19 protein-coding genes, 1 tRNA gene and 1 pseudogene are annotated in these 21593 nt (G+C 40.5%); 7 read left to right on the top strand and 14 right to left on the bottom strand.

Going from position 1 to position 21593, the window contains the following annotated elements; translation table 11 throughout:
- Nucleotides 1–54: 54 nt before the first annotated feature.
- The 7 genes from ACT3QP_RS08835 to ACT3QP_RS08805 all read right to left on the bottom strand — a co-directional run bounded on the left by ACT3QP_RS08835 (nt 55) and on the right by ACT3QP_RS08805 (nt 6115).
- Nucleotides 55–882, bottom strand: a complete 828-nt coding sequence (locus ACT3QP_RS08835; RefSeq protein WP_444525220.1) for a hypothetical protein — start codon at nt 880–882, stop codon at nt 55–57.
- 97 nt (nt 883–979) lie between these two features.
- The gene (locus tag ACT3QP_RS08830) at nt 980–1675 is read right to left on the bottom strand and encodes a hypothetical protein (protein WP_192520304.1); all 696 of its coding nucleotides are present in this window, start codon (nt 1673–1675) and stop codon (nt 980–982) included.
- Nucleotides 1676–1692: 17 nt separating this feature from the next.
- Nucleotides 1693–3246, bottom strand: a complete 1554-nt coding sequence (locus ACT3QP_RS08825; RefSeq protein ID WP_192520303.1) for a hypothetical protein — start codon at nt 3244–3246, stop codon at nt 1693–1695.
- A complete protein-coding gene (locus ACT3QP_RS08820) occupies nt 3233–3379 on the bottom strand; it encodes a hypothetical protein (protein WP_192520302.1) in 147 nt (48 codons plus the stop codon). Before ACT3QP_RS08820 ends, ACT3QP_RS08825 begins: the two co-directional genes overlap by 14 nt.
- A 105-nt stretch (nt 3380–3484) precedes the next feature.
- Entirely contained in the window at nt 3485–4258 is a 774-nt protein-coding gene (locus ACT3QP_RS08815; protein WP_444525224.1) for an ABC transporter permease, read from the bottom strand.
- A 29-nt stretch (nt 4259–4287) separates the two neighbouring features.
- Nucleotides 4288–5250 carry an ABC transporter ATP-binding protein gene (locus tag ACT3QP_RS08810; RefSeq protein ID WP_444525219.1) on the bottom strand — a complete coding sequence of 321 codons (963 nt, stop codon included), beginning with the start codon at nt 5248–5250 and terminating at the stop codon, nt 4288–4290.
- Nucleotides 5251–5482: 232 nt separating this feature from the next.
- Nucleotides 5483–6115, bottom strand: coding sequence for a c-type cytochrome (locus ACT3QP_RS08805; protein WP_444525218.1), 633 nt, complete (start codon nt 6113–6115; stop codon nt 5483–5485).
- A 357-nt stretch (nt 6116–6472) separates the two neighbouring features.
- Here ACT3QP_RS08805 and ACT3QP_RS08800 point away from each other — a divergent pair.
- Nucleotides 6473–6549, top strand: a tRNA-Arg gene (locus ACT3QP_RS08800).
- Between the two features lie 155 nt (nt 6550–6704).
- Here ACT3QP_RS08800 and ACT3QP_RS08795 read toward each other — a convergent pair.
- On the bottom strand, nt 6705–9980 hold the full coding sequence (locus ACT3QP_RS08795; protein WP_444525217.1) for a type I restriction endonuclease subunit R: 3276 nt from the start codon (nt 9978–9980) through the stop codon (nt 6705–6707).
- Between the two features lie 475 nt (nt 9981–10455).
- Nucleotides 10456–11973, bottom strand: a complete 1518-nt coding sequence (locus ACT3QP_RS08790; RefSeq protein WP_444525216.1) for an SEL1-like repeat protein — start codon at nt 11971–11973, stop codon at nt 10456–10458.
- Between the two features lie 305 nt (nt 11974–12278).
- Between ACT3QP_RS08790 and ACT3QP_RS08785 the strand changes: the two genes are divergently transcribed.
- Entirely contained in the window at nt 12279–12863 is a 585-nt protein-coding gene (locus ACT3QP_RS08785; RefSeq protein ID WP_444525215.1) for a hypothetical protein, read from the top strand.
- Nucleotides 12864–13067: 204 nt separating this feature from the next.
- Here the strand turns inward: ACT3QP_RS08785 and ACT3QP_RS08780 are convergent, their stop codons facing one another.
- Complete coding sequence (locus ACT3QP_RS08780) at nt 13068–13829, bottom strand: hypothetical protein (RefSeq protein WP_444525214.1); 762 nt, start codon at nt 13827–13829, stop codon at nt 13068–13070.
- 271 nt (nt 13830–14100) lie between these two features.
- On the opposite strand from ACT3QP_RS08780, the gene ACT3QP_RS08775 reads away from it, so the two are divergent.
- Both ACT3QP_RS08775 and ACT3QP_RS08770 read left to right on the top strand, forming a co-directional pair.
- Entirely contained in the window at nt 14101–14925 is an 825-nt protein-coding gene (locus ACT3QP_RS08775; RefSeq protein ID WP_444525213.1) for a tetratricopeptide repeat protein, read from the top strand.
- Entirely contained in the window at nt 14922–15347 is a 426-nt protein-coding gene (locus tag ACT3QP_RS08770) for a hypothetical protein (RefSeq protein WP_444525212.1), read from the top strand. The genes ACT3QP_RS08775 and ACT3QP_RS08770 overlap by 4 nt, the downstream gene beginning before the upstream one ends.
- A 160-nt stretch (nt 15348–15507) precedes the next feature.
- Here the strand turns inward: ACT3QP_RS08770 and ACT3QP_RS08765 are convergent.
- The 4 genes and pseudogenes from ACT3QP_RS08765 to ACT3QP_RS08750 all read right to left on the bottom strand — a co-directional run.
- Nucleotides 15508–15591: pseudogene (locus tag ACT3QP_RS08765) on the bottom strand (type I restriction endonuclease subunit S); the annotation flags it as partial.
- 105 nt (nt 15592–15696) lie between these two features.
- Nucleotides 15697–15987: a hypothetical protein gene (locus tag ACT3QP_RS08760; RefSeq protein WP_444525211.1), complete on the bottom strand. Its 291-nt coding sequence runs from the start codon at nt 15985–15987 to the stop codon at nt 15697–15699.
- Nucleotides 15980–17317, bottom strand: a complete 1338-nt coding sequence (locus ACT3QP_RS08755) for a restriction endonuclease subunit S (protein ID WP_444525210.1) — start codon at nt 17315–17317, stop codon at nt 15980–15982. Before ACT3QP_RS08755 ends, ACT3QP_RS08760 begins: the two co-directional genes overlap by 8 nt.
- On the bottom strand, nt 17317–19719 hold the full coding sequence (locus ACT3QP_RS08750; RefSeq protein WP_444525209.1) for a type I restriction-modification system subunit M: 2403 nt from the start codon (nt 19717–19719) through the stop codon (nt 17317–17319). The genes ACT3QP_RS08755 and ACT3QP_RS08750 overlap by 1 nt, the downstream gene beginning before the upstream one ends.
- Nucleotides 19720–20131: 412 nt before the next feature.
- Here ACT3QP_RS08750 and ACT3QP_RS08745 point away from each other — a divergent pair, with 412 nt between their 5' ends.
- From ACT3QP_RS08745 to ACT3QP_RS08735, 3 genes are read left to right on the top strand one after another with little or no spacing between them, the layout of a single operon-like run.
- Nucleotides 20132–20548 carry a hypothetical protein gene (locus tag ACT3QP_RS08745; protein WP_444525208.1) on the top strand — a complete coding sequence of 139 codons (417 nt, stop codon included), beginning with the start codon at nt 20132–20134 and terminating at the stop codon, nt 20546–20548.
- A gap of 35 nt (nt 20549–20583) precedes the next feature.
- Nucleotides 20584–20994 carry a hypothetical protein gene (locus ACT3QP_RS08740; protein ID WP_444525207.1) on the top strand — a complete coding sequence of 137 codons (411 nt, stop codon included), beginning with the start codon at nt 20584–20586 and terminating at the stop codon, nt 20992–20994.
- A 35-nt stretch (nt 20995–21029) separates the two neighbouring features.
- Nucleotides 21030–21431, top strand: a complete 402-nt coding sequence (locus tag ACT3QP_RS08735) for a hypothetical protein (RefSeq protein ID WP_444525206.1) — start codon at nt 21030–21032, stop codon at nt 21429–21431.
- The last annotated feature ends 162 nt before the right edge of the window (nt 21432–21593 follow it).

Raw genomic sequence — 21593 nt, 5'->3', positions numbered from 1 at the left:
ACCTTTCATGCCTAAATACAATGAAACAGAAACACGTTATTTTACAGCAATGAACTATTTTATGGGAATCATTTGCCAGTCTGAGGTAGGCTCAGTCTTCACATAATTAAATCGTACTCGATAAGCAATAGTGTCACGTTCATTCATCTTAAAATAAAAGTCTACTAATAAGCTATCATCGGTAACCCATTCAAGCTTTACACTATAAGGCCGTAGACTATCCTCACGACTGTTATAAAACTTGAAATGTTGCCTAAATTTATCATAATCTATATTGCTTTTATCATATTGATAGTTACCGTGTTTGTCTTTTTTCCAAATGAGAACCTCTTCTTCTCCTGGAAACTCAACTTTAACAGTGGCTGCATAAGTCATATCTGGTGAAAACATCAAATGCGATCCCTCAAAGTTTTGTGTAGCGCCCGTGTTTAGATCAACAAATACTGTGTTATTCGTTTCATAGACTTGTCCAGATAGATAAAGCCAGTTTTTATCCTCATCGTAGCGATTTATCAGATAAACATATCTAAGGCCGTCCCCGTCTATGTCCTGTACAGGCGTATCGGTCAATATGATAGGTGCTTCATGATTGGGTATGGTAATAGTGGTTTGGTTTAGCTGACGAGAAACATATTTTGATAATTGTAGTTTTTCGATGAGATTTTGATTATAAATCATCGCACTCTGATCCAGGCAAGCTCGATATTTTGGTTCATCTTTACTATAACAATCCTCACCCCAGTTAGGATAAATAGGCCCTTCTATCATCTCCCAAACATAATCATCAATAGTTGCTTTGGGTAAGCTTGCTTGCGCTGAAAGCGTGACAAAGCCAACAGCTAACACGATAAGACTGTTTAACAACAATTTTGATTGAATCATGATGTTCCATAGCCATTTTAAAATAAGGATACAGTCAATGCTTATCCTGTCCCAAACCACCAAATACCTTCGTATTTTAATTTATAGCTAGGATACTTTAATCAATAGTCATGCCAGTAAACATATCGTATTTGCAGTTAACCTTACCCCAAAAAGATATATTTTTGCCATCATACTCGATATAAGTATGGATAGTCTCTGCATCCGATAGATATGCCTTATTATTCACTTTGTCCATATACTGCTCATACAGCTTATCAATGATCTCGCTAGCGGTTTTATCATCTATATTATCTATTGCTAATTTGAGAGTTTCGATCATCTCAATCCTTTCTTGCTCTAGGAGCTGGTGGTGATACTGATTTCTTTGTTTAAGATCATGATTGCCATAAGATAACTGAGTAAGCCTCTGACTCTCTTTCCAGTAATGTCCATCTAAATGACTCGTGACACGAATATAACTATTAGCACCCATCAGCTCTCCTAACGTTTTAAAACTATAAGAAGAACCATAGCTACCATACTCTAACTCTTTATCATACAAAGACTCCCACAGTGGTGATAACCGTATTCTCTCGTTAAACTCCTTCCTAGTCATCAATACGATAGGCTTTTCTCTCTCAATGCCTGTTAAGGGTTCTGGTGGCGCATAAGGCAGCTCATCGTTAGGATCTGGTATATAACCATCAGGGAAACAAGCACTTTGAAATGCTTCATAGGCGTGCGCTGACAGTGTGACAAAGCCAACAGCTAAAACGATAAGACTGTTTAACAACAATTTTGATTGAATCATAATAATAAAGCTGCCTGTTATTTGATACTTCTATCCTGACGAATGAGGTTCCATTGCCATTTAAATAAAGAGAGTAAACTGTCTTCGTATGGATTTTTTATTTCCGTATTGATTTTATTTGGATAATCCATCACGTTATCTGTGTAGCCTTGATAAAAAGCATGAGGTGTCGACTGACCGTTGTCAAAAGTATGAGGTAAGCTAAAACTATGGCCCAATTCATGAGAGATCTTTCCTAACCTAGTATTACCAGATGCAAACATAACGACTGTGTTTCCCCAGACGGTTTTTTTGGCAGAACAACTAGAACAAAGTGTCTGCTCTGTATTTTCTGCCGCCCCGTAGACTGCATAACTGAAATTTCCTGATAGTGGCTTATATACAGGAAAGTCTGTAAAAAAGACATATGTTTTTTGGTTATCACCATCATCATTAAGCTTCAGCTTACGGGCATCCTCATAGAGTGCTACCATTGTATCGCTAAAGGATTTAGCATGTCGGCTATCTATATAATAAGTATTTGTCGCAGGGTTAACCTGAATATAAGTCTTCATATTCTTATTTAAATTATCCAACATAGGTCTGGTAAACTGCTCACTGTTGGTGATATCCAAACTTGGCTCTCTACTCACCGTGCCTTGAACTAACGATTGGTTTAAAAAATACCGATTAACATACTGTTGTATGTCAATAGGATTAGGCATGGGAGACTCTTTTCCGTTCTTGAAGATGATGTAAGGAACTGCCTTAATATCAGCTTGCTTGATCGTATCATTCGGGTACACACACAACAAACCAACCGTTTTGGTTATTTTTTTAGTAGTAGCGATGATCTTAATGACTCTCACCTTATCACTACCAGTCGTGGCGGTAATATTTATTTTTTTACTGTTATCTCTATAGCGTCTAATCACTTTATTTTGCAGTTCTGGACCGTCAAAATGTCGCTTTAACTCAGTCTCACTCCCTCCCAGCAAATCAGCCAAAGTGCTAATACCTGGTGCTGTGATGCTGATACCACTATCATTGCCCGCATCAAACGAGATAGCAATACTTTCAGGACTCTGCAATGGGCAGATAGCTACTCCTAACAGTTGTTCTTGCTCCACTTGTAAGTATAGATCTACGCCAGTACTATTTTCATCTGAGCTATAACTGGTTGGAAAAATAGATAACCAAGCTGGTACGTAAGTTTCTTTTAGTACTGTTTCGATACTTTCAATTTCAGCGATTTTTTTGTCTGAAGAACTAAACCTACTATATTCATTAATTAAATCTTCAACTTTACCTTTATATAATCTCATAAGTGTAGTGTTATTTGTTGAAGGATCTTTACCTAATTCATATACTTCCTCAATATCGTAGATATACTCATCTCTTAGCCAATCAAAACCATAACTGCCATCATAATAATCTATAGAGCCTTTTATCTCATTAGCTGATAACGGCTTGATATCAGGCCGTCTAAAATGTACGGTAAACGGTTGCATTCTAGATATAGTAATTATAGCCGTACATTGACCCGTTCCAGTTGTACTTGTGGATGTTGGCAAATGACTAGAAACTGCCATAATTGATACCTTCAATCTGTAGATAAATTTGCATATTATAGACCATCTTTAACTTATCAGCGTGATTGAATACTGCCATTAACAGACCTGCGGTAGCAGCCTTACTCATACTGCTTACAAAGATTTTATACATAAAAAAAGCCCAACAATATTGGGCTCTTATAATAAGGTTATCAGTCTATGAATTACAAGCTACTTATGACAAATGACGACTTATAAACCTCCGTCATCTTTTAATTTATAAACGCACACGTGAGCCATTACTGAGCAAGCGATAGGCGATGGTATAAAATATCGCACAGAATACAAAAATAGCCGCCATCGAATACCAAACATTGACATCAGAGTAGCCAAGGATACCGTAACGGAATGAGTTGACCATATAAACGATAGGGTTCAATAACGAGATGCTTTGCCAAAATGGTGACAAGTTTTCCATTGAATAGAACACACCACCAAGATAGGTAAGCGGTGTCAGTACGAAGCTTGGAATGATAGAAATATCATCAAATGAGCGGGCAAATACAGCATTAATAAAGCCGCCAAGTGAAAACAAAATAGAGGTGCCGAGCACGGTAAATATCGTCACAAATAAATGCTCAATGCCTAAATCAGTAAAAAACAGCGCGACTATTGAGACAATGACACCAATGGCCAGCCCACGGAAGATACCGCCACTGATATACCCCATCAGAATCGCGTGCTTGGATACAGGAGAGACCAGCAGTTCCTCAATACTAGAAGTAAACTTAGCACTAAAAAAGCTCGAGACAACGTTAGAGTAACTGTTGGTAATAATCGACATCATAATTAGACCAGGCACGATAAACTGCATGTACGGCACTCCGCCCATCTCACCCACACGCGAGCCAATCATCTTACCGAAGATAATAAAATAGAGGCTCATGGTAATGACGGGTGGCAGTAATGTCTGTGGCCAAATTCGCAAAATGCGGCGAACTTCTTTTAACAAAATCGTGCGAAAAGCAATCCACTTCTTGCTCCATGACATGGTTTTACTATGATCCATTATTTCTTGACTCATAATCCTGCCTCCTTCATGCTATCTGCACTTTGAATATTTTTATCTACCAAGCGCATAAACAACTCTTCTAGTCGATTGGCTTTGTTACGCATACTGCCCACAGTGATGCTTTGCTCTGATAACTGAGCAAAGACGTTATTCATCGACTCTCCTTCTGTCAACGTCACCTCGATTGTCTGTTCATCCGGCTGTGAAACCCCTGTCACTCCTTCCAAAACCAATTGACGCGTAAGTGGTGTTTCTAAATCAAAAACAAACGTCTCAACGGATAGCTGTGCGAGTAAGTCTTTCATTTCCGTATTGATACGAATCTCACCATGATCCAAGATAGCGATACGCTTACACAGCTGTTCCGCCTCCTCTAGATAATGGGTGGTCAGAATAATCGTGGTTTTTTCTTCGATATTAATCTGCTGCATAAACTCCCACATAGAGCGACGCAGCTCGATATCGACACCTGCTGTTGGCTCATCCAAAATCAATAATTTTGGTTTATGAATCAATGCGCGGGCAATCATCAAACGGCGCTTCATGCCACCTGATAGCTCGCGTGACTTGCTATCACGCTTATCCCATAGACCAAGCGCCGTCAGTAGTCGTTTCGATCGTGGCTTGGCTTCTTTGGCAGGGATACCAAAGTAACCTGCTTGTGTGATCAAAATATCTTCGACTTTTTCGAACATATTGAAATTAAATTCTTGGGGCACGATGCCAAGATATTGCTTAGCAATCGAAGGGTTTTCTAATAAATCATTACCAAAAATATGCACGCTGCCTGTCGTAGGCTTAAATAATGAGCTAATGATGCCAATCATGGTTGATTTACCAGCACCATTGGGACCAAGTAACGCAAAAAAACCACCCTGTGGTACGGTTAAATCCACCCCTTTTAATGCCGAAAACCCATTGTCATAAGTCTTGGATAAATTCTTTATCGTAAGTGCTGGTACCTCAGACATGAAGACCTCTTTGTTTGTTATAAATGTATGTCAAAATATTTTCAGACAGTGAGTAGTTAGAAGATGTATCGTAATGTCATAAAATGAGGCTGCTGTCAGTGAATTTCAACGGCAATGTAGTAGAACTCTCATATTGATAATATTTATGATTAAAAAAGCGCCTATCTCACTGAATGAGATAGGCGCTTTTTAGATATCTATCGTAAAAGCTAAGCTAAGCACTTGTTAAAAATTAGCTTGCTGCTTCAACCATATAATCTACGGCATTCTGAACTTCTTCATCAGGAATATCCGCACCACCTTTTGCAGGCATGGAGTTGAGACCGTTGATAGCATGATCATATAAAGTATCAGTACCTTGGGCAATACGCGGCCCCCAAGCACCAGCATCAGCGAAAACAGGAGATCCTAACAGACCCGCTGCATGACAAGTATGACATACGGCATTATATACAGCCTTACCATCACGAGGTCCATCACCAGCTGCTGGACCAGCAGCACGTGCAGTTACATCACAGACTTCATCGTCTTCAAAGCATACTGTAGCCACAGGCTGAATACGAGCAATCAAGTTAGGATATAATGCAATGAGCTTTTGCACTTGCGGCGTATCTTGTGGAATTGGCTCTTCTTCAGCAACAGGTGCTGCAGCGGCAGTCTCTTCGGTAGGAGCATCGCCCTCTGTTGTATCAGCAGCAGCTTCGGTGTCAGTATCTGATTCAGCTGGTGCGCTTTCTACAACTTCTTGCGTTGCTGCTGCATCAGAAGCAGCTGCTGGAGTTTCTACAACACTTTCGGCTTGGCTCACCGCGATACTAGCAATTCCTAGAATGGCAGCTGCCGATAACATAACTACTTTTCTCATTCGTCACGTTCTCTTATTACATGTACAAAGGCTTGCACGACTCAGACAAACTGTTTGTCCTCCTTTGATGATAACGTGTCATCAATAGCAAACAGAGTGCTAGCGTGCTGGCACACTTGTAATCGGTGATTATAAATATGAATTCTCCCTAGCATTATAAGGGAAAAGGCAGGTAAATTGCCATGCCTGTTTAATGACTATCTTGTTTTTTCTAAAAAAACATTAATCTAAGCCTTGATTTATTGGCTTTATGCTATTTATTTGTTAGACTAAGCGGTCTTTATTTTTCAACACTTAAGAAAGCCTTTGACACCTGTTAAGCTACTGTGTTGATAGAAATAGTAGACAGTTTATTATGCGCTCGTAGCTCAGTTGGATAGAGTATCGGTCTCCGAAGCCGAGGGTCGTGGGTTCGATTCCCGCCGAGCGCACCATAATTTTAAACTTAAGTTTTATTCAAGTTTCGCCTCAAGCATTAGATTGTTTGGGGATTTTTTGTGTCTAAAACCGCACTTAAAACTTAAATCAAAACCATGGCGTCAAGAGAATTTGGCATCAAGAAAAGCGTAAAAAGGACTAAAAACCTAACTTATGCGACATCACCCAACTTCGTATCAAGCATCAATCGAATAAACTGCTTAAACTGACTCGGGTTAGACAGCAGATGCATGGTCATGTCTTCAAACGTCCCTTTGGCATCAAACATAGCGTCCTCGGCAGCGTTTGGATAACCGCCCAGCATAATCTGATCAACACTGTTATTGGTGAACTGCTTGACCACGATCTCGTTTTCAGTGACCTTATCCCAGATGGTATTCATAAAGTTCACTTTGTCCTTGTCGGTAAAGTCCTCACCAGCAAAAACTTCATTCAACCGTTCAATAATCTGTGATAGCAGCGCTTCTTGTTTGTCCTTAGGTGTTGCCGTACCTGCTCCACTGCCACCATCTAATTGATACTCAGACTTGCCCTCTTGTAGCTTTAAGTCTTGCTGGTGCAGCTTTGAGACGCGGTAATGACTCATGACGATGTTACTTAGATCAACGTTTTCTTCATTGTCCACGCTTTCACGTAGTAGCGGCTGTAGGTTACGCGCGTATAGGCTCAGTTTCTCTAACTCTTTGTCGTCATAGTCCACGATTTGCGACATAAACTCATACTGGCGGGTAAAAGTGCCTAAATCCTTCTTAAAGATTTCTAGCGCATCTTGATCAGTTTTAAAGCCTTTGTAGTCATTCTCCGCATTGGTCATCAGTACTACATCACCCGTGGCTTTGGTACGCTCTAGCATCACCTTGGCATGCTGTGCTTGTTCACGTGCTAGCTTATAGCGTTTTTGCCAACGCTCAACCGCTGGCTTGCAGATATTGCTAATGGCCGCGTTAGACTTGTTCTTGCTGTAGAAGGCCTCAACGAATTGCTCTACCTCATGCCATAAGAAAATACCGCTGGCACGTAGCTTCTCGTAAAGATCAAACACCTGATCAGGGTCAGACACATCCGCTAAGGTTGCGGTCTCATAGTATGGCTGGAAGGCCTCTAAAATATCGTCAGGATCATTAAAAAAGTCGAGCACAAACGTACCGCTCTCTGCCTTGCCTTTATAGGTACGGTTCAGCCGTGAAAGGGTCTGTACGCAGTCCACGCCTGTTAGCTTCTTATCGACATACATGGCGCACAGTTTGGGCTGATCAAAGCCTGTCTGGAACTTATTAGCCACTAGCATCACTTGATAGTCATCACTGTCAAAGGCTTTACGCATATCACGGCCTTTTAGCCCGATATTCATATTATGCTCGGTGAACTTCTCGCCAAGTAATGCACCGCTATCAGGGTCATTGTCGTTAAAGGTGACTTCACCTGAGAACGCGACCATGGCATTGATGTTTCTATAACCGTAATCGGCAATATAGTTATCAAAAGCGATTTTGTAGCGTACCGCTTCTTTACGTGAGCCTGTCACGACCATCGCTTTGGCTTGCCCGCCGAGTAAACCTTTAATATTGTCATTAAAGTGCTCAATGATGATCTTAACCTTCTGCGCGATATTGTGCTCATGCAAGCGCACCCAGTTATTCAGCTTAATCTTGGCGCGGCGAGCATCTACCTCATCATCAGCAGCAGCCATCTTTTGCTTAAGCTGATAGACCACTTTATAGTTGGTGTAGTTCTTGAGCACATCTAAGATGAAGCCTTCCTCAATCGCTTGGCGCATAGAATAGACATGATAAGCGGCTGGCAGGTTATCTTTAGATGCTGGCAAGTCAGGGTTAGGCAGCCTTCCAAATAGCTCGATGGTTTTCGGTTTAGGTGTGGCTGTGAAAGCATAGTAGCTTAGATTAGGACTACTACGGCGTGCAGCAAGCGTGGCATCCATTATGACATCAAGGCTATCTTCGCTAGATAGCGGCGCGTCATTATCAGTAGTATTATTCTCTGTATCACCTGAGACCAACACTTCTTTAAGCTGGCGAGCCGTTGAGCCTGTCTGTGACGAATGGGCTTCATCGGCGATGATGGCATAACGGCGCGACTTGAGCACACTTGAGTCTTCAATCGCTTTAAGTACAAATGGAAAGGTTTGAATGGTCACGATAATGATCGGCTGCGAGTTGACCAATGCGCTGGCAAGCTGCTCAGACTTTGAGCCGTCACCTTCTTTTCTATTGATCTTGCCCACCACGCCATCAGCATGTTCAAACTGATAGATGGTGTCCTGCAATTGGTCATCGAGCACGGTACGGTCAGTGATGACAATGACAGAGTGAAATTGCTTATTGCCTTGATCGTTATACAAGGTCGATAACTGATGGGCCGTCCATGCGATAGAATTAGACTTACCCGATCCTGCACTATGCTGAATGAGGTATTTTTGACCAGCACCTTCATCAATAGCGGCATTGACCAATTTAGTCACCACATCCCACTGATGATAACGCGGGAACATCATGGTCTCTTTTTTAGACTTACGGCCAATCGCGTCCTCTTCCTCATCAATCTGCAAGTGCATAAAATGGCCAAGGATGGCGAGTAGGTTCTCTGGCGTGAGCACTTCATTCCATAGGTAATCAGTGGCATATTGGCTGACATCTTTAGGCGTATCATTACCTGCGCCGCCCTCACTGGTACCTTTGTTAAATGGTAAGAAGTAAGTACTATCTCCTGCCAGCCTCGTGGTCATATAGACTTCATACTGACTAACAGCGAAGTGAACCAATGCGCCACGCTTAAACGTCAGTAGCGGCTCAGGTTTCTTGGTATCAGGGTCTTTAGGCAGGCGTGTCTTCTTATACTGAGTAATCGCATTTTGCACCGCTTGCTTAAACTCAGACTTTAGCTCCATCGTTGTGACAGGCAAGCCATTGACGAACAGCACTACATCGATACGGTTACGCTTAGCGACTTTACCGTCAGTGCTATCCTTTAGGCTGGTATGAGGGCTATAGACCACCTCAGGAACCACACGGCAGATATTGGCCTCATAGCGTGCCATGGTCTCAGGATTAAGGCTGTGCTCAGGCTTAAACTGACATAGGTCAAAACGTGCGTTACGAATCTTGAGGCCATGGCGTAATACGCCCAATGTGCCATAAGTGCGTGAGGCTCTATCGGTTGAGTGTTCATCAGCCTTGTTTAGCTGCTTAACCAATGCGGTGATAAAGTGACGCTCAGAATCGATAGGAAAGGTACGGCAAAACTTTTCCCATTCCTTTGGCTGGGTCGTCTGCACAAAGTCGAGCACGTCTTGTTCATATAGCGCGGTCTCTGCCGTATAGCCGCTGGCATGACCTACTTGCCAGCCTTTCGCTTGCATCTGATTAACAATATCGGCTTGGAAGACAGATTCGTAGGTAGTGTCGATCATATTGAGTCCATTAAAATTTATTATTATTTTTGCATCATTCAAATAATTAGATCCCCGAAACTATAAATTCTGAATACTCTTCAGTAAATGTAAAGAACAGTACTAGTAGTAGCGTTAATAACAAGGTTCTATGTTTTTCAACGACTGCTTTTGTAGATGTCAAACCCTTATAAAATACAAACAGGTAAAATATAACGATTGGCCAAACGTATGGAATCCAAAGAAACATGAAAGTCATTGCAATATCAAACATCATATATTTAGCGGTACTCATAAAAAAATCTAAAGAAAATTCATAATTCGAATCGTGTCTTTTGTACCCTCTATAAGTAAAGTAAGCGTTGACTACATAGGCAACTACAGGGCTGTAAATCAGCGCCCAAAATAACTGCTTATACCGCTTAACGATTGGGTGTGGCGTTTGTAAAGTGATAGCAACTTCCTTTTATGAACCTTAAGAGCTTAAATACGAAAACTACCTATCTGATGATGACTCTAAGACATATTCTAATGCAGCGACAGTATCATCGAATGTCATCTTCAAAGCTTCGGACAAATCACAGCCTACGACATCGCCATTATCACAAGCGATGTTAAACCACTTTTCCGCTCGTTCATCATCTTGGTCAACGCCATAACCCATCATATACATCATACCTAGATTACGTTGGCCAAGCACTTCTTCTTGAGTCGCGGACTGACTAAACAACTCAAAAGCTTTAGATAAGTTTTTTGGTACCACTTTACCCTCTACATATAGTACGCCTAAATTATTTTGACCTATGGCTACCTCTTGTTCAACAGATCTCTCTAGTAGTTCAAGTGCTTTGGCATAGTCCTGAGTGACTCCTTGACCAGAATAATAAGCCCAGCCTAGACCTGCTTGACCCCAGCCATTATCTTGATCTGCCGACTTTCGATACCATTTTGCCGCTTCGGTATAATCTTGCTCTACACCTCGACCCATTTCATACATATTGCCGATATTATTCTGAGCAAATGGATGTCCTTGTTCAGCAGCTTTTTGATACCACTTAAGTGCTTTGGTGTAGTCCGTAGGTACAATTAAACCCTCTTCATAAACCACACCCAAGTTATTTTGAGCATCAGCATTTTCTTGACTGGCTGCTTTTTGCAATAATTGATATGCCGCGTTATAGTCCTGCTCCACACCTTGACCGATATAATATACCCAACCGAGCGCACCTTGCCCCTGAGCATCACCCTGATCAGCAGATTTTTTATACCACTCTACTGCTTTTTTGCTATCTTGCTCTACGCCTTGCCCCAAATCATACATCATGCCTAGGTTATACTCACTCAAAGACTGGCCCTGAATAGCAGCTTGCTGAAACCATGAATACGCTTTATGAAAATCTTGAGGTACTCCTGTGCCCTCATAGTACATAGTGCCTAGATTATTCTGAGCACGCATATCACCTTGAATCGCTGCTTTTTGATACCATTCAACTGCCTTAGCATCGTTTTTCTCAACACCACGACCTTCTTCGTACATTAATCCAAAATTATATTGAGCAATCGCATCGTCTTGATCCGCTGACTTGCGATACCATTGTGCAGCCTGTGTATAATCTTTTTCCACACCGCTGCCCATCTCGTACATTACTGCAAGGTTTCTTTGCGCCAATGGGTTGCCTTGCTCAGCAGATTTGCGATACCAGTGTGCTGCCTTGACATAGTCCTGCTTAACGCCATCGCCAAAATCATACATAACGCCTAGATTATTCTGAGCAGCAGCGTCACCTTGATTGGCCGCCTTTTGGTACCACTCTACTGCCTTTTTGCTATCTTGCTCGACACCGTCGCCAGTGTCATACATCACTGCGAGATTGTACTGAGAATCTACATTCCCTTTGTTAGCTAGTGCTTCGGCTGTCGTTAAGCTACTCGCCTGCGCTGATAGTGAGAGGCCGACCAATAGACTGAGCAGCGTTATTTTCAGGGTAGCTCTAGATTTTGCAGACCAAAACATTATTTGTCCTTATGGGTATAGAAACATTCGTTAGAATATAGGTCGTCCTTTATAAATCACAGAACGCTTCAAATGATTGCATCAGCAATTGAGTACTAGAAAAATATTATTTTCCTAACTATAGTTGAGATAAAATCAGCTTTGGCAATAGTAGCAAAATAATACACAATTGACGAGATACATAAAAAATAAGAGTGTCAAACCTGCAAGTTTGAAGCGCCTCAAATCATTTAAACGTAGCTGTATTATTACTTTTCATACTAGAGCGATAACGATCATCAGTAAAAACTTAAGTCGAGGTAAATATGGACACTATTCTAATAGGGTATTCGGTAAGTCAGATAAACGATGATCCTGACTGGACCAATGAACGAAGATCGCAGTTTTTAATAGACCCTCATATTAGGCTACCTAAGTCAGTAGATAGTAATGTTTGGGAGGAAAGTTATGATTGTTTCGATGAATTGTCTGAACAAGAGAGGATGGATAACTACATCAAATGGCGTAACAAAGAAAGACTTGTCGATTTAACAGGTTATAGAATTACAGAAAAAAACAGAGTGCTAAATGCCAGTTATTTACATTTTTTTGAATATGTACCTGTAGAAGTTTGGGCTATGGAATATAAGTCAGAGCCTATTGATAAAAGCATGTTTTTTCTTGGTTACGATGTCGCTAGTGGCGGTACATTGAGTGGGCTATCAAACTGTGGCTACACAGATATAGAGCTTGTATATTGCAGGGAACATTATTTACAACATCTAAATAAACATGGATTGTTTGAAAATTTTGGTATTGCTAACGAGTTTCTTAGTTATACAAATCAAAGAGCAGCTGCAGACGCACCTTTTTATGTTTATAGCATTTATGTCGATAAGAAAGTTGACTGAACTGAATTGAGTATAAAGAATAATAGTTGATACGATTCCTAAGATGTTAATAATCTGCTTGTGCGTATGTCGATAAGAATCAAGCGTAATAGACGATCAAGACTTAAAATCATCCTTATGGGTATAGAAATATTCGTTAGCATATAGATTCGTAGGTGATTAAAGGCATATAAGCGCTCTGTCTTTACACGCTCAAACCAACCGCTACGGTTCCTCACACACCATCTTTAGGCTCTTACCAAAGATGGTTTTATTCAGCCGATTATAATTGGCAAAGACTTTTTCAGAGTCAGTATGATAGATCTGATCATTCACGCAATTACTAAAGCCATAGGTCAGTAAGTTGATTTTGGCATAGTTTTCGGGGTCGCTGGCTTTTTGGCTCTGATAACGCTCTGTAGTCAAATTGCGTGAATATTTACCGCCATCATTACTAAAGAGTGTTTGCTCCTGAATTTGCTCTTCGACGAGCTCTTGCCATTTGTTTTGCACAGCGGTTTCGTCTTTAAAAAAGGGCGCAAGATACTGCTTACACATCAGCGGACTCATCCTCATTGCTTGTATGGGATCTAGATAAGCCAAAATACTTAATTTATCACGAACATACTCGCCTTCAATAGACTTTAGCAGCTCACGCTTGTAGGTTTGCGCTTGTGGCACGACTTCTAATTGCTCAACCTTACGCTTGCGTGCCTGATATTCTTGATTTAAGTTGTCTAGGTCTGACTTTGATACTCTGTTCAAGTCGCTAGGGTAAACAGGAGAAGAAAAGCTATGTAGCTGCTTACTCGTTAGATTATTTAGCATAAAATGCGAGTTTTCGATTTGCTTGGCGCTATACTTTTTATTATCGAACTCGCCTTGGATATCACATAGCTCGTCTTGCCATTTGTAGACTTCGGCTTGAGCAATATTAGTTACTGCTGACAATAAGATACTTACTGCTAGTACTGAGTAACACTTCATTATTGAAGTCCTTTTCTAGTTTTAATCTTCGTTAAGCACAAAAACTCTCAATTTACACATTACTAACTACCAACTTGCCAGCCTTGCATTTGAGTGACGATATCGGCTTGGAACACAGATTCGTAGGTAGTGTCGGTCATGTTAAGTTTAGGAGAATAACTAAACTAATAGTAAGTAAAGATTAGAATATTTAGCACTAACAATGTGAGCATTTACTAAAAAAACTACCGATGGTAGTATAGTAATACTAATATAGGTAAATACCAAACATATGACCGTAAATCAAGCACAGTCTAAGATTAATGAGGTCTATGACTTTCTGATATCTTTTGAAGGTATGATTAGTCCTGACAACTTTAGATTTAGCCGTTGGATAAAAGATGCTCAAGCTTTACGTAAGAGTAGTCCTGCTGAGGGTTTCCTGATGGAAGCCCTAGTCTACCGTGCGCAGGGTAAGCTTGATAAAGCGGTTAATTGTGCTGAGAAGTCTTATCGACTGGATAAGTCAGTTGCGCGCGATGATTATGCGACGCTTTTATCGAATACTGGACGCTTTGAAGAAGCGTTAAAGTTAACTTTGATAAATTTACAGGAAGATAATTTTAATACGCATGCTCTGACTAGACTAATTGTAGATTCGTCAATAACGCTAGATAAAGAAGCGTTATCACAAGGTTTGTCTTTATTCAAAGACCCTAACGATAAGTCTAAAGATTTATTACTGTTAGCCCATGAAAAATTGAACAAAATTGATAAAGAGTTATCTATCCTAGAACAAATGAAAATTAATATTGTTACTTTTACAACAATTTCATCTATTGCAGCTAGAGCTTTAAATACTTATTATCTAGGTGATAGTCAGGTTTCAACTACTATTCAGCATAATGAAGTAGGTACGTTTTTACTCTTAAATCAAAAAATACCTAATGTTAGCATCGACGATTGCTTTATGATTTATGACAAATATACCGACGATTTAATCGATAGCGAATTATCTTTTAAAGATTATAAACGCATAGTATATAATTTTTTACCATTGGAAGACGAAGATTTATCGAATGATGATCTGCTTAGTCAGCAAGGGATATTAGTTTGAGTGTAACAATAAATGAATTAGAGCAGGCTATAAACAGCCTGTTTCCTAATCCTAAAAATATTACAGCAGAAGCAGTTCAAAGAGCCTGTATCAATCGTCACTACTATTTAATCTATTACACTATGCTGATAGTTATTAAAGATAATTTTCCCCAATATGATATGAGTAGAGAGGGTTCATTTAATAATACAGGCTCTCATAATCGAGTCTTTTGTGTGTTTGAAGATATAGCAGAACTTACAGGTAGCAAAGCGGCTAAAAGACTCGCTTTACAATTTACTGATTTTTTGACTAAACGCCATAAAGCAGATTATAAACTTGATGAGACCTTCAGCAGTAGTGAATACTCACAATGTCTAAGGTATGCAGAAAGAATACCAGAGCTAGCGCAAGCGCTTATTGATGAGCAAGCTTCAAATTGATAGTATTTATTATTTTATCAGTTCGCTAATCTATACCATCAAAAGCAACAACTCCCCTAGTTTTACCAACCCATGTGGTTGGAATATAAGACTAGGGGCTTTTTTTGACCATGTTTTTTCTAGTGGTTAGAACTTGGACGTTTAAGGTAAATGAGCAGCTCTACTCAGCCGCCCGCCAACTTCTCACATCAATCTTACCCGTAACCGCAGCAGATATTAAAGCGGTGCGGCGTTCTTGCATAAGTGCTTCTTAAGCACCATGTATTTATTTTAATCACCCTACAAAATCTTTACAAAACAAAAACCATCATTATAAAGCTGAATCCGTAGGCTGTTTTTTAAGCACTAATCAAACTGACATTAATGCTATGTAATAAAATTTCATAAACAGTGATAAAAATATGGAAATAGTTAGTTGACCTATAAAACGAAATACAGGTTTGATTTCTATTAGCTTCTTTAAAGACAAATAAGAGAGGCTTTCAATGATAAGACCTCCAGAATAAGCTATTAGGATAGTAGTAAAAAGGAAACTTGAGACAAATTGACCGTTTTTTATTGCCCAAATACCACCAGCAAAATCAGGTACTGCCATATATACTATGATAACAGCCGAAAAAATAATAAGTTGTTTAATCATCAGCTACCCGCCAGCCCCGCACATCAATCTTGCCCGTAACCGCAGCAGATATTAAAGCGGTGCGGCGTTCTTGCATCAGTTGAATGGCTTGTTCCGCATTTTCAGTTAAAGCATCAAAATGATTTTGCATTTTATCGAGGTAATCAGCTATTTGGTGCTGTTCATTTAATGGCGGTATAGGAATTCTAGCTTCTTTAATATTATCTTGACCTATGTTAGGGTCTTTTCTTGTTCCCGCTGCACCAATCATCCAAAAAGGACGATAAAACTCATAAAAGCGATGTAAGTAATCAGGTACAAAAGCCTCACTCGGCAATACACCGCAAACAGCCTGATTAATAGTAGATTCAAATCTTAATAATGAATGTTTTCCAATAGAGCCAGCACCGCCATACATAGCTATCAACACACTATTTTTAGGCAATAGAGAACACGCGCTATCTCTAACTGCTTTTGGTGTAATCATAATTGGCGTTTCATTCAACTTATCGTTATTTAAGTCAGTAGTACGAATCCAAGGTATATCACCATCTTCATAATAATCTTCATACTTTGAAGTAGTGGGCGTACCTCCACTCGTCGTACTAGCTTTCCATTTAAGCTTCACGATATCCCAATGCTCCGGCACGCTCCCCAACCATTCCACACCCGAATCTTTCATCGGTGCATCAGGATTCAAGCCTTTGGTCACCGCATGACTAATCACGGCTTGGCGCTTTTCTTTTAACAGTTGGATAAGGGTTTGCTGCTTTTCGATTAAGGTGTCAATTTGGGCAGTCTCAAAGTCGAGGAAATTGGCGATTTGGGTTTGTTCATCAAACGGTAATGATGGAATTTTAATGCTAACTAAATCAGTGGCATTAATAGCTGGATAACTTACACCAACAGATAGAGATACAACTTCTTTAATAAAACCTTTTGCTCTCAAACAATAAGCAGCATAACCTTTATATAAACATTCATTAGGACGTATCACTGCAAATCCAGTTGAAACAATCATGTTTTGTGGTGGATTATTTATAGGGGCAATAGCTTCTAAATAGGTTCGTACAGTAGAAATAATAACATCACCGTCTTGCACAACTCTTTTTGCCCTTGAAGGAGCTTTTTCAAAAACCATATTTTCAGTGTTTGTGATGCCTTCAGTTGACGAAACACTCCCAATATCCACATATTCTAATTCAAACTCTTTACTGGTTGAATCTGACAAAACTTCATCGTTATAAGTGCATAAATATTTAAGCGATTTAGTTCCCCAATGAGTAGGAACTTGCCCCAACCACTCAACGTCTGATTCTTTATACTCTTCATACCGCTGATACTTCGCCATTATGAATGCACCTCGTTTAATAATTTCATAATCTCAGTGCTAACCGCATCCAAGTCTGCATCAATCTCAGTAAGCGGACGCGGTGGCTCATACACATAGAAATGACGGTTAAACGGTATCTCAAATCCAACAATGCCAACATCTTCATCAATGGCATCAGTCTTATCGGCATTGATCCACGCATCAGGCACATGCGGCTGCACTTCACGGGCGAAGTAACTTTCAATCAGCTCGGTGGTCGTCACCTCAGGATTCAGCGGTACGTTTTCATAATCGCGTAAATCGCTGTCTGTTTGGAACTCAACTATTTTGGCTGGCTTGTCTGCTCTTTGATTACTAGCGGCTGGTTTATAGCTAAACGCACCATACAACGGATTGGCAACCTTAACTGCTTTTTTGATGACGGGTTCGGCGTCAGGGTTCTTCCAAGTGATGGCGTCTAGCAGCTGTTTCTTCTCTTTCGCATCCAAACTCATATCATCACTGGCATCAGCGTCTTTTAACGCTTGTTTAAACACCTTATCAAACTCATTAAAGTCATCGAATTGGTTTTCACCGATAGCCGTTTGCAACGCTTTGGCTTTATTCATTAGGGCAAGTTGTGTTTGCCAGAGCTTGGCATCAAGCACATCTTTGATTTGCTTTTCTTTTAGCTCGCTAAAGTCAGCCTTAATCATCGCACGCGCTTCTAAGGTGACCGCTGATAAATCGCCATAGCTGTTATTATTGCTGTCAGTTGTCCAGTTACGGCCAAATGCCTCATACAGTGCTGGCATGACCATATCAAATGGCTTAGGCGCATAACGCAAGCTATTAATGGCGCTGTCGGATAGCTGAGCAGACAGACGTAACGGACGCTCAATGGTGATACGGCGATAGCCAAACTCATGGGTGGCAAATATCTTACTGGCAAAGGTTTTGGCAGGTTCAGCTTTTGGGTTTGCCGATTGGCGGCCACGGTTAGACTTCACCTCTTCCGGCTTATCGAGTACGCGCGCATCGACCACCTCAAAGTTGCCAAAGCTTTTGGTGATGGTCTTGATATCGTCTTCACTCATCTCATTACGCTTAGAGCCCAACGATTTACGCATCTTGCTGTATAGATTGCTACCATCGATTAATTGTACGCGACCTTTACGCTCAGGCGCTTTCTTATTGCTGAGCACCCATACATAGGTGGCAATGCCCGTGTTATAGAACATATCGGTCGGTAGAGCGATAATAGCTTCAAGTAAATCGGCCTCTAAGATGTAGCGGCGAATCTCACTCTCGCCACTGCCTGCGCCGCCTGTGAATAGCGGTGAGCCATTTAGGATGATACCGATACGGCTGCCTTGCTTGTTATTTTGGTTGCTGCTGCTATCTGCATCTTTAGCATTATCAGTAATCGGACGCATCTTGCTAATCAGATGCATCAGGAACAATAGCGACCCATCAGACACGCGCGGCAAGCCCGCCCCAAAGCGACCATCAAAGCCTTTTTGCTCGTGCTCATCTTTTATCTCACCTGATATCTTTTTCCAATCCACCCCAAACGGCGGGTTAGACAGCATGTAGTCAAACTTCTCCGCGACCAGCTGATCGCTAGACAAGGTATTGCCCAGCTTAATGTTATTCACCTCTTGCCCTTTAATCAGCATATCGGCTTTACAGATAGCATAAGACTCAGGGTTAAGCTCTTGCCCATAGGTACGCATGACCGCATCAGGGTTCAGCTCTAGCACGTATTCCATACCAGAGGATAAGAAACCGCCCGTACCTGCCGTAGGGTCATAAATGGTGCGAATAATGCCGTCTTTGGTCAGCGCATCATCATCTTCCATAAACACCAATGAAGTCGTCAGGCGAACGATATCACGCGGAGTAAAATGCTCCCCTGCAGTTTCGTTCGAGCTCTCAGCAAAGCGGCGGATCAGTTCTTCAAACACAAAGCCCATTTCATGGTTAGAGATAGCGTTAGGGCTAAGATCGGTATTGGCGAACTTCTGCACCACTTTATAAAGTAGGTTGGCATCCGCCAGCTGACCGACAAACTCTTCAAACTTGAAGTGCTCGAATATCTCACGCGCGTCTTTTGAGAATGACTGCACGTAGGTGTTTAAGTTGTCTTTGATATCACTCTGACCCATCTTGCTCAAATCCATGGGCGAGGTATTATAAAACGCATGCTTGCTGGCACGAATGATGAACTTCTCTTGTGCTTCCTCTGGCAGACCCTTTTCAGCGATACGCTCACTCTCAGCAACCACAGCAGCTTTGGTGTCTGCTAATACGCACTCTAGGCGGCGCAGTAGTGTGAATGGCAAGATGATACGGCCGTATTGAGATTGCTTAAAGTCACCACGTAAGAGATCAGCGACAGACCAGATGAAAGCCGCTGTTTGAGAGAAATTTTTGGTCATGAGAGTATCTTTTGGTTGTTGGGCAAGGTTGAATACTTGGGATTATAGGAGAGGCTTAAAATTAGACTACACGTGCTGCGATGGAATACATCGACTTATGACGGCTTATAAAGCTCATTGTATGATAGTAGAGTATATAAAGGCTAGTATGCAAACTTAATGTTAGTTATATTTGATAAAAAAATTATGATCGGTAAATGATGATATTGGTTGGAATAAAAATAGATAAAATACAGAAATCAGGAATAAAAAAGACCGTTTTTTTCAAATTCTTCCTAAGAAAAAACCCTCTTCAGCTTAAGACAGTTAATGATGTCTTGATTCATTCAACTATTGTTGTTATTTTTACGAACGATAATAAAAATCTGTTTTCCCGACACCTCATTCATGGTTAACCAACAAGAGCAACATTATGAAAATTATCAATACTATCTTAGCTGGTGTCTGCCTACTCTCTCTCACCGCCTGCGGTACTCTTCAAAACTGGAATAGTGACTATTTATCAGGAGGAACAGAATATCTATCAGATGATCAAGGACTAATTAGAGATTGTAGAGGAAATCACTTAAGTCTTACTGGCGAACCTAGTTCAGAAGCCGAAAGGTTTTGGCAAGATAATAACTTATCTAAAGGAAATACTAATTTTGTCTGTAAAGACGGCAAAGCTTACTTACCTAGCAAGGTCACGGACTGTCAAGGCAATCTCATTGCTAAGCAATCTGGTGGCGTTGAAGGATTTAGAGCAAAGTATAATTTGAATAATGGAAATATGAGGTTTACTTGCAATAATGGCACTGTTACTCCTGTTCCTTTAAGTAGCTTACAATAAACAATTGGATGCTTATTTCTAACAGGAGCAACATTATGAAAATCATCAGCACGATCCTAGCAGGTGTCTGCCTACTCTCTCTTACCGCTTGTATAAAGATGGATCCTAAGACGTGGATTGGAGGGGGTGGAGGGTATTTAAAAGACAAACAAGGAAGATTAGTAGGAGATTGTAAAGGAAACAATATAAGCATGGAGCTTTCAACTTCAGATGCTGATACCTTTTGGCAAAATAATGATCTACCTAAAGGAATCTTTGACTTTGTCTGTAAGGACGGTAAAGCTTACTTACCTAGCAAAGTCACTGACTGTCAAGGTAGCTTGATTTCAAAACAATCTGGTGGTGTAGAAGGATTTAGATCAAAGTACAATTTAAACAACGGAAACATGAGATTTACTTGTAAAAGCGGCACTGTGACTCCTGTTCCTTTGAGTAGTTTGCAATAAGCAATTGGATGCTTATTCCTAACAAGAGCAACATCATGAAAAATATTATCTATCTATCTGTACTCACAGCAGTAACTGTCAGTCTGACCGCTTGTTATAAGCAAAGCGATATCTTGGGCGGTGGGGAATATATATCTGATAAAGACTATGGACTATCAGAAGATTGCTATGGAGAGCTTATCAGTACACAACTAAAGCCCTCAGATGCAGATAAGTTTTGGCAAGAAAATAATTTACCTAAAGGCACTACTAAATTTATTTGTAAGGATGATAAAGCTTACTTGCCAAGTAAAGTTACTGACTGTCAGGATAATATAATTGTTGAGCAATCAGGTGGATTAGAAAGGTTCAAAAAAGATAGTGGTATTAATAAGAATAACGTGAGGTTTTTTTGTCAAAATGGTAAGGCAATACCGTCTAACTACGATGATATATAAGAGATTGATTTGTATAGCTAAATAATCATAGCGGGAGCGTTCTTTGGAGAACGGCTTGGAGATAAGGTGAATAACATATTATGACTTATGACTTATTAGCAGATATTGGCGCTCTTATTTTTGTGGTAGGTATGATTTTATGGATGATTTCGCAGCAACTAG

It is taken from the genome of Psychrobacter sp. AOP7-B1-24, from assembly GCF_052376215.1.
Taxonomy (GTDB): domain Bacteria; phylum Pseudomonadota; class Gammaproteobacteria; order Pseudomonadales; family Moraxellaceae; genus Psychrobacter.
The sequence above is the reverse complement of the archived record's forward strand: the minus strand, read 5'-3'. Positions and strand labels throughout refer to the sequence as shown.